The organism is Streptomyces sp. NPDC002467 (assembly GCF_042889825.1).
GTDB lineage: Bacteria > Actinomycetota > Actinomycetes > Streptomycetales > Streptomycetaceae > Streptomyces.
On record NZ_JBIARJ010000020.1, the window covers coordinates 74,434 to 87,861 of the forward strand.

General features: G+C 71.9%; 9 protein-coding genes and 1 riboswitch. Of the genes, 3 read left to right on the forward strand and 6 right to left on the reverse strand.

Annotated features, from left to right (window positions below; all coding sequences use genetic code 11):
• Positions 1-13: 13 nt before the first annotated feature.
• The 4 genes from ACFYYJ_RS32955 to ACFYYJ_RS32970 form a co-directional block, all read right to left on the reverse strand.
• Entirely contained in the window at positions 14-691 is a 678-nt protein-coding gene (locus ACFYYJ_RS32955; RefSeq protein WP_389137813.1) for a GntR family transcriptional regulator, read from the reverse strand.
• A gap of 175 nt (positions 692-866) precedes the next feature.
• Complete coding sequence (locus tag ACFYYJ_RS32960; RefSeq protein WP_389137815.1) at positions 867-1,658, reverse strand: M23 family metallopeptidase; 792 nt, start codon at positions 1,656-1,658, stop codon at positions 867-869.
• 12 nt (positions 1,659-1,670) lie between these two features.
• A riboswitch (cyclic di-AMP (ydaO/yuaA leader) is annotated at positions 1,671-1,830 on the reverse strand.
• 220 nt (positions 1,831-2,050) lie between these two features.
• Positions 2,051-3,418: a M16 family metallopeptidase gene (locus ACFYYJ_RS32965; RefSeq protein WP_385125861.1), complete on the reverse strand. Its 1,368-nt coding sequence runs from the start codon at positions 3,416-3,418 to the stop codon at positions 2,051-2,053.
• Between the two features lie 20 nt (positions 3,419-3,438).
• Entirely contained in the window at positions 3,439-4,794 is a 1,356-nt protein-coding gene (locus tag ACFYYJ_RS32970; RefSeq protein WP_384579766.1) for a M16 family metallopeptidase, read from the reverse strand.
• Between the two features lie 360 nt (positions 4,795-5,154).
• On the opposite strand from ACFYYJ_RS32970, the gene ACFYYJ_RS32975 reads away from it, so the two are divergent.
• Positions 5,155-7,611, forward strand: a complete 2,457-nt coding sequence (locus ACFYYJ_RS32975) for a DNA topoisomerase (ATP-hydrolyzing) subunit A (RefSeq protein ID WP_385359749.1) — start codon at positions 5,155-5,157, stop codon at positions 7,609-7,611.
• 93 nt (positions 7,612-7,704) lie between these two features.
• On the forward strand, positions 7,705-9,756 hold the full coding sequence (locus ACFYYJ_RS32980; RefSeq protein ID WP_385125778.1) for a restriction endonuclease: 2,052 nt from the start codon (positions 7,705-7,707) through the stop codon (positions 9,754-9,756).
• A gap of 23 nt (positions 9,757-9,779) precedes the next feature.
• Here the strand turns inward: ACFYYJ_RS32980 and ACFYYJ_RS32985 are convergent, their stop codons facing one another.
• Together ACFYYJ_RS32985 and ACFYYJ_RS32990 are read right to left on the reverse strand one after the other, a co-directional pair.
• Positions 9,780-10,883 carry a CobW family GTP-binding protein gene (locus tag ACFYYJ_RS32985; RefSeq protein WP_389137817.1) on the reverse strand — a complete coding sequence of 368 codons (1,104 nt, stop codon included), beginning with the start codon at positions 10,881-10,883 and terminating at the stop codon, positions 9,780-9,782.
• Between the two features lie 23 nt (positions 10,884-10,906).
• On the reverse strand, positions 10,907-12,085 hold the full coding sequence (locus tag ACFYYJ_RS32990) for a citrate synthase/methylcitrate synthase (RefSeq protein ID WP_389137818.1): 1,179 nt from the start codon (positions 12,083-12,085) through the stop codon (positions 10,907-10,909).
• Between the two features lie 65 nt (positions 12,086-12,150).
• On the opposite strand from ACFYYJ_RS32990, the gene ACFYYJ_RS32995 reads away from it, so the two are divergent.
• Positions 12,151-13,422, forward strand: a complete 1,272-nt coding sequence (locus tag ACFYYJ_RS32995) for a citrate synthase (RefSeq protein WP_385359742.1) — start codon at positions 12,151-12,153, stop codon at positions 13,420-13,422.
• The last annotated feature ends 6 nt before the right edge of the window (positions 13,423-13,428 follow it).

A 13,428-nucleotide genomic window follows, 5' to 3' on the forward strand; every position in this document is an offset into this window, starting at 1 on the left:
TATACGGCCGCTGTTAATGCCGACCGCTCGACATGTTTACGGCAGGTTGCGAAGTGCTCACCGCCGCCCCGATCCGCAACCGGTGCGCCCCGACGGCTCGCTCCGCGTGGGCCGCCGCCAGTACCCGCGCCCGCTCCGCGTCACCCCGGGCCACGGCGTCCACCACCGCGCCGTGCTCCGCCCAGGACTCCACCGGCCGGGCCGGCGCCTCCACCACGTACATCCACGCGACCTTGTGCCGCATCTGCGTGAGCAGCGCGATCAGCCCCGGGCTGCCCGAGGCCTGCGCGAGCGTCTCGTGGAACCAGCCGCCCAGGGACCGCAGGTCCTCCCCCTGGCCCCGCCTGGCCCGCTCCTGGCCCAGCCTGACCAGCCCCCGCAGCACCTTGAGGTGCGCCTCGGTCCGCCGCCGGGCGGCACGGGCGGCGGCGAGCGGCTCCAGCAGCATCCGCAGCTCCAGCAGATCGGCGGCCTCCTGCTCCGTCGGCTCGGCCACACAGGCCCCCGCGTGCCGTCGCGTGGTCACGAACCCCTCGGACTCCAGGGTCCGCAGCGCCTCGCGGACCGGGACGCGGGAGACCCCGTACCGGCGGGCCAGGACCTCCTCGGTCAGCCTGCCGCCCGGACCGAAGGCCCCGGAGACGATGTCGTCGCGAATTGCCGTGCATACCGCGTGCGCAGGAATACGCAAGACCGGACCTCCGCTTTTCCGACTCACACCCTCATTGGTGCCACCACTGCTGCGACTCTATTGCAACACACGACAATTTCCGAGAGCGGCCGGAAATGGGAATCCCGCGGAAACACGAAGACCCCGGCTCGGAGAGCCGGGGTCTTCGGTGAAGCGGGCGGTGCGGCGGAGTCGATCAGAGGTCGACGCCGTGCGAGCGCAGGTAGGCGAGGGGGTTGATGTCCGAGCCGTACTTGGCGCCGGTACGGGCCTCGAAGTGCAGGTGCGGGCCGCTGGAGTTGCCCGTGGAGCCCGACAGGCCGATCTGCTGGCCCGCGGTGACCTGCTGGCCGACGGAGACGTTCAGCCGCAGCATGTGGCCGTACTGCGTGTACGTGCCGTCGTTGTGCTTGATGACGACGTTGTTGCCGTACGCGCCACCCCAGCCCGCCTCGACGACGACGCCCGCGCCCACCGCGTGGACCGAGGTGCCCTCGTCGGCGTGGAAGTCGATGCCCGTGTGGCTGCCGGAGGACCACATGCCGCCGCCCGCGTGGTACTGCGTGGAGACGTAGGAGCCGTCGACCGGGGCGACGAAGGTGTTGAGGCGCTTGCGTTCCTCCTCGCGGGCCGCGCGCTCGGCGGCGTCGCGCTCGGCCTTCGCCTTGGCCTCGGCGAGGCGCTTGGCCTCGGCGGCCTGCTGCTTGGCGTCGGCCTCGGCCTGCGCCTTGGCGGCGGCGCGCTGCTGGGAGTCGGCCTGCTCGGTGATGTCGCCCTGGAGTTCATCGGCGACGACCACGGCACCGAGCGTGTTGTCCTGGGAGTGGTTGTTGCCACCGTTGTCCGCGGCGAAGGCCGGGGCGGCGATGGTGGCGACGACGCCAGTGGTGGCGAGGGCGGCTATGCCGGCGTAACCGGCGGTCTTGCGGCTCAGACGGCTGGAACCGCGGTGCTTGCCGGACGCAGCGGGACGACTGCCAAACGCCATGGAGGGGCTGATCCTTTCCTTCCTTCTCGCCTACCGGGTTAGCTGACGGGTTCGGAGCAGGAAGGTCTCCTACGGGCCTCCTCTTGCGAGGCGGTCCGATTCACCCCAGGGACTGATGTGGGTCCCCGGCTCCCCAGGCTCGCGCCTGACGGGGACTCGGCGATCGCTGACCGGTGCCGCGGATGCGGCGCGTACAACTGACGGACAGCACGGCCGACGCTAGGCGGATCATCAGCCAATCACCAAACAGACACGCCCTTTTGTTGCGTACGCCACACCGCAAACAAGCAACCTCGCCACCAAACGGACAAAAGGGGCCCGGGCGGTCAAGCCGCCCGGGCCCCTTCAAGAAGCCCTGTTCAGGCGCCAGTTGGGGGCGCCGATGGGTCACTTCAGTTGGTGACGACGCTCACTTCACCGATGCCGAGGGCGCGCACCGGCTCCTCGATCAGCGACGCGTCGCCCACGAGCACCGTGACGAGCCGGTCCGCGGGGAAGGCGCTCACGACCGCCGAAGTGGCCTCCACGGTGCCGGTCTCGGCGAGCCGCGCGTACAACTGCGCCTGGAAGTCGTCCGGGAGTTCCTGCTCGACCTGGTCGGCGAGGGTGCCGGCGACCGAGGCCGCCGTCTCGAACTTCAGCGGGGCCACGCCCACCAGGTTCTGCACCGCCACGTCCCGTTCGGCGTCGGTCAGGCCGCCCTCCGCGAGGGTGCGGAGCACCTTCCAGAGGTCCTCCAGGGCCGGTCCGGTGTTCGGGGTGTCCACCGAGCCGCTGATGGCCAGCATCGAGGCGCCCTTGCCGTCCGCGGTGGAGCGCAGCACCTGGCCGAAGGCGCGCACCCCGTAGGTGTACCCCTTCTCCTCGCGCAGCACCTTGTCCAGGCGGGAGGTGAGAGTGCCGCCCAGGCAGTACGTGCCGAGCACCTGGGGCGCCCAGACCCGGTCGTGGCGGTCCGGCCCGATGCGGCCGATCAGCAGCTGCGTCTGGACCGCGCCGGGCCGGTCCACGATGACCACTCGGCCCGTGTCGTCGGCGGTGATCGGCGGCACCGGGCGCGGCTCGGCGGTGTTACCGGTCCACGCGCCCAGGGTGTCGGCCAGGACGGCGTCCAGGTCGATGCCGGTGAGGTCGCCGACGACCACCGCGGTGGCGGTGGCGGGGCGTACGTGGGCCTCGTAGAAGGCGCGTACGGCGGTCGCGTCGATCCGGGCGACCGTCTCCTCGGTGCCCTGGCGCGGGCGGGACATCCGCAGGGTGGCCGGGAAGAGCTCCTTGGAAAGCTGCTTGGCGGCCCGGCGCTGCGGGTTGGCCTGCTCGTGCGGGATCTCGTCGAGCCGGTTGCGCACCAGCCGGTCGACCTCGCTGTCGGCGAAGGCGGGGGCGCGCAGCGCCTCGGCGAGCAGACCCAGGGCCTTGTGCAGGCGGGAGGCCGGGACCTCCAGGGAGACCCGCAGGCCCGGGTGGTCGGCGTGCGCGTCGAGGGTGGCGCCGCAGCGCTCCAGCTCGGCGGCGAACTCCTCGGCGGAGTGCTTGTCGGTGCCCTCGGAGAGCGCGCGGGCCATGATGGTGGCCACGCCGTCCAGGCCCTCGGGCTCCGCGTCCAGCGGGGCGGCGAGGTTGATCTCGACGGCGACGACCTGCTGGCCCGGCCGGTGGCAGCGCAGCAGGGTGAGGCCGTTGGACAGCACGCCGCGCTCGGGGGCGGGGAAGGCCCACGGCCTGGCCTCGCCGGCCTGCGGCCGCGGGTGGAAGGTCATCGTGACGGCTGCGGTGTCGCTCACTGCTCCGCCCCCTCGTTCTCGTCGCTCTCGTCGGACTCGGCGGACTCCTCGGAGCCCGGCAGCGGCTCGTAGACCAGCACCGCGCGGTTGTCGGGGCGCAGTCGGGCCGCGGCCACGGCCTGCACCTCCTCCGCGGTGACGGCGAGGACCCGCTGTACGGCGGTCAGCGCCAGCTGCGGGTCGCCGAACAGCACCGCGAAACGGCACAGTTCGTCCGCGCGGCCGGCCACCGTGCTCAGCCGGTCCAGCCACTCCCGCTCCAGCTGCGCCTGTGCGCGCTCCATCTCCTCGGCGGTCGGGCCCTCGGCGGCGAACCGCGCGAGTTCCTCGTCCACGGCCGCCTCGATGACGGGAACCTCGACCCCGCTGGAGGTCTTGACGTCCAGCCAGCCCAGCGAGGGCGCGCCCGCCAGCCGCAGCATGCCGAAACCGGCCGCGACGGCCGTCTGGTCACGGCGCACCAGACGGTTGTGCAGCAGGGAGGACTCCCCGCCGCCCAGGATCGTCAGCGCCACGTCCGCCGCGTCGCACTCGCGCGTGCCGTCGTGCGGAAGCCGGTAGGCGGCCATCAGCGCGCGCGCCGGGACCTCCTCCACGATCTCCTCGCGCAGCTGCCCGCCCATGATCTCGGGCAGCGAGCCGTCGCGGGGCGGCTGCTTGCCGTCGTGCGCGGGGATGGAGCCGAAGTACTTCTCGACCCAGGCCAGGGTCTGCTCGGGGTCGATGTCCCCGACGACCGACAGCACCGCGTTGTTGGGCGCGTAGTACGTACGGAAGAAGTTGCGCGCGTCCTCCAGGGACGCGGCGTCCAGGTCGGCCATGGAGCCGATCGGGGTGTGGTGGTACGGGTGGCCCTCCGGGTAGGCGAGGGCGGTCAGCTTCTCGAACGCCGTGCCGTAGGGGACGTTGTCGTACCGCTGGCGGCGCTCGTTCTTGACGACGTCGCGCTGGTTCTCCATGGACTCGTCGTCCAGGGCGGCCAGCAGCGAGCCCATCCGGTCCGCCTCCAGCCACAGCGCGAGCTCCAGCTGGTGGGCCGGCATCGTCTCGAAGTAGTTGGTGCGCTCGAAGCTGGTGGTGCCGTTGAGGGAACCGCCGGCGCCTTGGACGAGCTCGAAGTGACCGTTGCCCGGTACCTGCTTCGAGCCCTGGAACATCAGGTGCTCGAAGAGGTGAGCAAGACCGGTACGCCCCTTGACTTCGTGGCGCGAGCCGACGTCGTACCACAGGCAGACCGCGGCGACCGGGGTCAGGTGGTCCTCGGAGAGCACCACGCGCAGGCCGTTGGCCAGCCGGTGCTCGGTCGCTGTCAGGCCGCCGGAGCCGGCCTGAGCTGTGGCCGTGTGACCCATGGGCATGTGGTCCCTTCGATCGCGATGCAGAGATTTCTTCTCGACCTGCCACTGTATGCAAGCGCGTCGCCCACCGGATAAGTTCCCGGGTCACTCCCCCGCACTCCGTATGGGGGGACCCCCGGGGTCGGAGTCGGCGTTGTCGGTGCCTCGGGCCACAATGGTCCGCGTCGTACCCGAATGACACCCGGTCCCATCCCGGTACCGTCCCGGTTCCACAGCGGTCCGGCTGCATCCCCACCAGGTCCCACCGCAGTCCGACAGCCCCGAATCGGCCAGACGACGCCACACCCGTCAGACTCGTCAGACCCAGCCAGACCCCAGCACACCCCATTTTCTTGGTTAAGGAGCCGCGCAGCGATGGCCCGCCGCAGCACGAAGACCCCGCCGCCGGAGGATTTCGAGGAGAAGATCCTCGACATCGACGTCGTCGACGAAATGCAGGGCTCCTTCCTCGAGTACGCGTACTCGGTGATCTACTCCCGTGCCCTGCCCGACGCCCGGGACGGCATGAAGCCGGTCCACCGGCGCATCGTCTACCAGATGAACGAGATGGGGCTCCGCCCCGACCGCGGCTACGTGAAGTGCGCGCGCGTCGTCGGCGAGGTGATGGGCAAGCTCCACCCGCACGGCGACCAGTCGATCTACGACGCCCTCGTCCGCATGGCCCAGCCCTTCTCGATGCGGCTCCCGCTGGTCGACGGGCACGGCAACTTCGGTTCGCTCGGCAACGACGACCCGCCGGCCGCCATGCGTTACACCGAGTGCAAGATGGCCGACGCCACGTCGCTGATGACGGAGTCGATCGACGAGGACACCGTCGACTTCACCGCCAACTACGACGGCCAGGAACGCGAGCCGGTCACCCTGCCCGCCGCCTACCCGAACCTGCTGGTCAACGGCACGTCCGGGATCGCGGTCGGCATGGCCACCAACATGCCCCCGCACAACCTCGGCGAGGTCATCGCGGCGGCGCGTCACCTGATCCGCTACCCGCAGGCGGACCTGGAGGCGCTGATGCGCTTCGTACCGGGTCCCGACCTGCCCACGGGCGGCCGGATCGTCGGGCTCTCGGGCATCAAGGACGCCTACGAGAACGGCCGCGGCACCTTCAAGATCCGCGCGACGGTGACCGTCGAGAACGTGACGGCGCGCCGCAAGGGCCTGGTCGTCACCGAACTTCCCTTCACGGTCGGCCCCGAGAAGGTCATCGCGAAGATCAAGGACCTGGTCGGCTCGAAGAAGCTCCAGGGCATCGCCGACGTCAAGGACCTCACCGACCGCGCGCACGGTCTGCGCCTGGTCATCGAGATCAAGAACGGCTTCCACCCCGAGGCCGTGCTGGAGCAGCTCTACAAGCTGACGCCGATGGAGGAGTCCTTCGGCATCAACAACGTGGCGCTCGTGGACGGGCAGCCGCTGACGCTGGGCCTCAAGGAACTGCTGGAGGTCTACCTCGACCACCGCTTCGAGGTCGTCCGGCGCCGCAGCGAGTTCCGCCGCGGCAAGCGCCGCGACCGGCTGCACCTGGTCGAGGGCCTGCTGGTGGCCCTGCTCGACATCGACGAGGTCATCCGGCTCATCCGGGACAGCGACAACTCCGCGCAGGCGAAGGAACGCCTGATGGAGCGCTTCTCCCTGAGCGAGACCCAGACCCAGTACATCCTGGACACGCCGCTGCGCCGGCTCACCCGCTTCGACCGGATCGAGCTGGAGTCCGAGCGCGACCGGCTGAACGGCGAGATCGACGAGCTCACCGGGATCCTGGAATCCGACACCGAGCTGCGCAAGCTCGTCTCCACTGAGCTGGCGGCGGTCGCCAAGAAGTTCGGCACCGAGCGCCGTACGGTCCTGCTGGAGTCGGCGGGCACGACGGTGGCGGCGGTTCCGCTGGAGGTCGCGGACGACCCGTGCCGGGTGCTGCTGTCCTCGACGGGCCTCCTGGCGCGTACGGCGACCGGTGACGCGCTGCCCGAGGACGAGGGCGGCGCCCGCGCGAAGCACGACCTGATCGTGTCGCAGGTCGCGGCGACCGCGCGGGCCGACGTCGGCGTGGTCACCTCGTACGGGCGGCTGCTGCGGCTCTCCGTCATCGACCTGCCGCAGCTGCCGGACACGCACGCCGCGCCGAACCTGGCGGGCGGCGCCCCGGTCTCGGAGTTCCTCTCCGGGCTGGAGGCGGACGAGAAGGTGGTCTGCCTGACCTCGCTGGACGAGTCCTCGCAGGGCCTGGCACTGGGCACCGAACAGGGTGTGGTCAAGCGGGTCGTGCCGGACTACCCGGCCAACAAGGACGAGCTGGAGGTCATCACCCTCAAGGAGGGCGACCGGATCGTTGGCGCGGTCGAACTGCGCACGGGCGAGGAGGACCTGGTCTTCATCACCGACGACGCCCAGCTGCTGCGCTACCCGGCGGGCCAGGTGCGCCCGCAGGGCCGCCCTGCGGGCGGTATGGCGGGCATCAAGCTCTCCGACAACGCCAAGGTGATCCACTTCTCGGCCGTGGACCCGGCCCGGGACGCGGTGGTGTTCACGGTGGCGGGCTCGCACGGGACGCTGGACGATTCGGTGCTGTCCGGCAAGCTGACCCCCTTCGACCAGTACCCGCGCAAGGGCCGGGCCACCGGCGGTGTGCGCTGCCAGCGGTTCCTGAAGGGCGAGGACGTGCTGGTACTGGCCTGGGCGGGCGGCTCCCCTGCCCGCGCCTCCTCGGCGAACGGCGCTCCGGCGGAACTCCCGGCCCCGGACCCGCGCCGCGACGGCTCGGGCGCCGCACTGCCGGCGGTGGTCGCGACACTGGCGGGACCGGCGCTGTAACGGGCGTACGGGGTGTCCGGTCCGGGACCGGACACCCCATTTGCCGACTAGTGTTTTCCCCCTGGCACTGGTGGGGTGGGGAGAACAGAGCTGATGAGTCGTCGCTCGGGCGGAGTGATCGGGGACTGGGCGGAGGCCCAGCGCCGGATGCAGCAGACGCAGGTGATCCAGCAGCGGGAGGCCGAACGCCGGCAGCGGGCCTACGAACGGGACGCGAACCGGAGCCACCGCCAGTACCGCGAAGCCGAGGCCCTGCGGCGCACTGCGCAGATCGACGCCGAGGTCGAGGCCCTCAAGGGCTTGTTGGTCGCGGGCTGCCGGGCGCCGGCGTTCCGCATCTCGACCCTGACCCGGACCGGACAGCTGGAGCCCTTCAACCCCGGCGCCCTGGCGCAGCCGGTGCCGATGCCCCGCATCGAGGACTTCCAGCAACAGAGCAGCGGCTGGACCCTCGGCTCGAACCACAGGGCGCAGGCCGAGCGCGAGGCACACGCCCGGTACTCCCAGGCGTGGCAGGCCGCGAACGCCGCGGAGGCGCAGCGGCAGCAACAACTGGCCGCGTATCGAAGGCAGTACGACCGGTGGGCGGCGGAGCAGCTCGCGGGGATACAGGCGCACAACAGCGGACTCACCGAGCTTGCCGACTCCTTGCGCGCGGGCGGCGCGGAGGCGGTGGTGGAGTACTTCTCCGCCGCCCTGTACGCCTCGACCGCCTGGCCCGAGGCCCTGCCGAGGCAGCTGGCGGCCGCGTACGACCCTGCCGCGCGCCAGCTCGTACTGGACTGGGAACTGCCCGGGTACGCGGTGGTGCCGGAGGCCAGGGCGGTGCAGTACCTCCCGAGCACGGACCAGGACAAGCTCAAGCCCCGTCCGGTCACCGAGCGCCGGGCGCTCTACCGGGACCTGTTGGCGCAATGCGTGCTGCTGGTGGTGCGCGAGCTGTACGCCGCGGACGAGTTCGGCGTACTGGACTCGGTAGTGGTCAACGGCTTCGTGGACGCCCACGATCCGGCGACGGGCCAGGAGGCGCGGTTCGTGCTCTCCACGGTGCCCGCGGCGCGCAGCGCTTTCGCGGGGCTTCGGCTGGAGCAGGTCAGCGCGGTGGACTGCCTGGTCTCCGGGTTGGGCGGTCAGCTGTCGACGCGCCCCGACCAGCTGACGGCGGTGCGCCCCGGGCGTCGGCCCGACGAAGTCGGCTCCGTGGTGAGCCACGGCGGTCACGCGGACGACGAGGACGAACCCGACCTGTTCGCGATGGACCCGATCGCCTTCGAGAACCTGGTGGCGGAGCTGTTCCGGGCGATGGGCATGGAGGCGGTGACCACACAGCGGTCGGGCGACGGCGGTGTGGACATCGAGGCGCTGGACCCGTCCCCGATCCGGGGCGGGCGGATCGTGGTGCAGGTCAAGCGCTACCGGAACACCGTGTCGCCCACGGCGGTCCGGGACCTGTACGGCACGGTCCAGGACAAAGGGGCGAACAAGGGGGTGCTGGTCACCACCGCGTCCTTCGGTCCGGGCTCGTACACCTTTGCCAACGGCAAGCCGCTGGAGTTGGTTCCCGGGGCTCAGCTCGTGGAGCTGTTGCACCAGTACGGGTTGCGCGGCCGCCTCGGCGGCGGTCCGGCGCGGCCGGCTCCCGAGGCCGCGGCCCCCGCGTCGGAGCACAACGTGCTCGGCATGTCCTGGGCCGGCTCGGTCGCCCTCGACGTGTGCGCTCTCGTCTGCACGGGCAACCGGGTGCTGAGCGAGGAGCACTTCGTGTTCTTCAACAACCCGCGGACGCCGGACGGTTCGGTCCGGTCCCGCGCGCACGCGGCGCCCGACAAGGCGGCGGTGGAGGTCGCCTTCGATGACCTGCCGCGCGAGGCGGACCGGCTGGTCCTGGTCGCCGCGGTCGACCCGGAGGTCGATCCGCACGCCGACCTGGCGGGCTTCACTGACGCCCGGATCCGGCTCCTCGACGCGGCCGGTTCGGAGCTCGGGCAGCTGGAGGTCTCCGACGGGCGGGCCGGTGAGACCGCGCTGGTGCTGGGCTCGTTCCGGCGGCGGGCCAACGGGGACTGGGACTTCGTGATCGGCGGCAAGGGCTACCGGGGCGGGCTGGAGGACCTGCTGCGGGAGTTCGGCGTCGAGGTGGAGTAGGGGGGCCGGGCGGGTCCGGGGCCCTACGCGCGCTCGGTCCGGGCCTCGGAGTCCGGGGCCCGCGCTTCGGGCTCCGCGGGCCGCGCCACGTACCGCAGCACTCCCCACATGCTCTCGGGGCCGAGCTGTCGCGGGGACTCCTCACGGCAGGCCTCCAGTTCGCCGAGCAGGCCCGGTCCGTCCGTGCCGGAGCCGATCAGGACGAGCTGGGTCAGCCGCTCCTCGCCCCTCCCCCAGGGCCCGGGCGTGAAGCGGAGGAAGCGGCCGACCGAGTGGACCTCGTACTTCTCCTCGTGCCCGGGGACGCCGAAGTGGACGAAGCCCTTGATCCGGTAGAGCCCGGCCGGGCGGCGGTCGAGGAAGTCGATGAACCGGCGCGGCGAGAGGGCCTGATCGGAGACGAACTCGACGGTTTCGTAGGCGGCGTGCGCGTGCGTGGCGTGGTCGTGGCCGTGGTCCTCGGCCTCCGCGAGGACGTCCTCGAAGGAGAGCTGACCACGCGTCTCGGTCCAGGGGCGACGGTCGAAGAGGAGCTCGGGGTCGATCCGCCCGTGATCGGCGCCCACGACGGGCGTGCCCGGGGCGCACAGGGTGTCCAGCAGCCCTTCGATCCGGGCCCGCTCGGCCTCGTCCACCCGGTCGGTCTTGTTGAGCACCACGAGGTCGGCCACGGCGAGGTGGCGGTCCGTCTCCGGGTGCGCGGTCCGGGTCGCGTCGAACTCGGCCGCGTCCACGACCTGCACCAGGCCGCCGTAGCGGACGGCTGGGTTCTCGTTGGCGACGAGCATCCGGACCATCTCCTGGGGCTCGGCCAGCCCGCTCGCCTCGATGACGATCACGTCGATGCGGTGGACGGGGGCGGCGAGCTTGTCCAGGTAGGCGTCGAGCTCGCTGCCGTCGACCGCGCAGCACAGGCAGCCGCCGCCGAGGGAGACCATCGAGTCGCCGAGCTGCCCGGCCACCGACATGGCGTCGATCTCGATCGACCCGAAGTCGTTGACGACGACTCCGATCCGGGTGCCTCCACGGTTGGCGAGGAGGTGGTTCAGCACGGTGGTCTTGCCGGATCCGAGGAATCCGGAGAGGACGACGACGGGGATGGGCTGGATGGTCTGCCTGCTGCTCACCCGGTCGATCGTAGCCAGGCCGGCTACCGACGCGGTGAGCCGAGGGCCGGCACCGGCTGCGGCGGGGTGGGGCCTGTGTAGCGGGCGGCCGGGCGGATGATCTTGGAATCGGCGGCCTGTTCGAGGACGTTCGCGCTCCAGCCGACCACTCGGGCCGCGCAGAACGTCGGGGTGAACATCTCCCGGGGAAGTCCGCACAGCTCCATGACCACACCCGCGTAGAACTCCACGTTGGTGTGCAGTTCACGGCCGGGCTTGAGCTCGGCGAGGATCTCCTCCACCTGGCGCTCGACCTCGACGGCGAAGTCCACGAGGGGGCCGCCGAACTGGCGGGCGATGTCGCGCAGCATGCGGGAGCGGGGGTCCTCGGTGCGGTACACGGGGTGGCCGAAGCCCATGATCCGGTCCCCCGCCAGGACCCGTTCGCGGATCCACGGTCCGATCCGGTCGGTGGTGCCGATGGCGTCGAGGGTGTCGAGGGCGCGACTGGGGGCGCCGCCGTGCAACGGGCCGGAGAGCGCACCGATCGCGCCGGTCAGACAGGCGGCGACGTCGGCGCCGGTGGAGGCGATGACGCGGGCGGTGAAGGTCGAGGCGTTGAAGCCGTGGTCGATGGTGGAGATGAGGTAGCGCTCGACCGCGCGGGCCTTGGCCGGGTCCGGCTCCTGCCCGGTGAGCATGTAGAGGTAGTTCTCGGCGGACGGGAGGTCGTCGCGCGGCTCGACCGGCTCCAGGCCCTGCCCCAGCCGGTGCAGGGCGGTGAGCAGGGTCGGTACGGCGGCGCAGGCGGCGAGCGCGTCCGCGGCCCGGCGGGCCGGGTCGATGTCGTAGACCGGGCGGAAACCGGCGGACGCACCGAGCAGCGAGAGGCCCGTGCGCAGCCCGGCGAGGGGCCCGGAGAGCGCGGTGGCCCGCGCGAGGGCGGGGAGGGCGTTCCGCACCTCTTCGGGGAGCCGGCGCAGCGGGGCGATCTCGGCCGCGAACGCGGCGCGTTCGGCGGCGTCCGCGGGGAGTGCGCCCCGGAACATCAGGTGCCACACGTCCTCGAAGCTGCGGCCCGCCGCGAGCTCGACGGCCGAGTACTGGCGGTAGTGGTAGAAGCCCTCACGGCCCCGGACGTCACCGAGCTGGGTTTCGGTGACCACGACTCCCGCGAGACCGCGGGGTACTTCGACGGTGGTGTTCATGGATCGACCATCCATGATGGATTGAATCCTTGTCAATATTGATTGAATCAACATTGCGGCGACTCTGTAAGGTGTGCGCCATGAGTGACGAGAGCGACGCCGGATCGCAGCACGGGCGCAGGATCGGCACGCAGGAAGCGGCCCGCCTGCTCGGGGTGAAGCCCTCGACGGTGTACGCGTACGTCAGCCGCGGCCAGCTCGCCAGCCGCCGCGACGCCGCGGGCCGAGGCAGCACCTTCGACGCGGCCGAGGTGGAGGAGCTGGCCCGGCGCAGCCGCCGGGAGGCCGCGGCGCCCGCGGGCGGGGAGCTGTCCGTACGCACCTCGCTCACGCTCATCGAGTCCGACCGGTACTACTTCCGAGGCGTGGACGCCGTGGCCCTGGCCGCCCGGTACCGCTACGAGGAAGTGGCCGAGTGGCTCTGGACGGGAGCGATCGGCCGCGGTGCGCGGTTCACCGCTCCCCCGGAGCTCCTGGCAGCGGCCCGAAGGGCGGTGGGGGCCCTGCCCGAGCACAGCGGCCCGGTCGATCGGCTCCGGGTGGCGGTCGCCGCCGCGGCCGCGGCCGATCCGCTGCGCTTCGACCTCTCGGAGGCGGCCGTACTGGGCTGCGCACGCTCCCTGATCCCCACGCTGGTCGGGGCGCTGCCGGTGGTCGGCCCGACGCAGTGGGCCGGAGACGGGCGCGTCACGAGGCAGTTGTGGTCGCGCCTGACCGCGCGGGAGCCCGACCCGGATGCGCTGGCCGCCCTCGACCTGGCCCTCGGGCTGCTGGTGGACCACGACCTGGCCGCCTCGACCCTGGCCGTACGGGTCGCCGCGTCGGCGCGGGCCCACCCGTACGCGGCGGTGTCCGCGGGACTCGGCGCGCTGGAGGGTCCGCTGCACGGCGCGGCCGGACGTCTCGCGCACCGGATGCTGGTGGAGGTCCTGGAGCGGGGCGGGGCCGCGCCGGTGGTGGCGGAGTACCTGCGGGCCGGACGCCGGGTGCCGGGCCTGGGACACCGGCTGTACCGGGGCGAGGACCCGCGGGCACTCGCCCTGTTCGACCGGCTGGAGGGCCTGGAACATGCCGCTCCGGCGCTGGCCGCGGCCCGTGAGGTGGCCGCGGTGATGGCTCGGCAGGGCGGTCTGCACCCCAATGTGGACCTGGCACTGGCGGTGCTGACGGTGTCCTGCGGGATGGAGGCGGAGGCCGGGGAGACGGTCTTCGCGGTGTCCCGGACGGCGGGCTGGATCGCGCACGCGCTGGAGGAATACCAGGAACGCCCGCTGCGCATGCGGCCCAGCGGCCAGTACCAGGGCCCCCGCCCGCCACAGCCGATGCCGACGGCCGACCCCACCGGGATGTGACAAGGG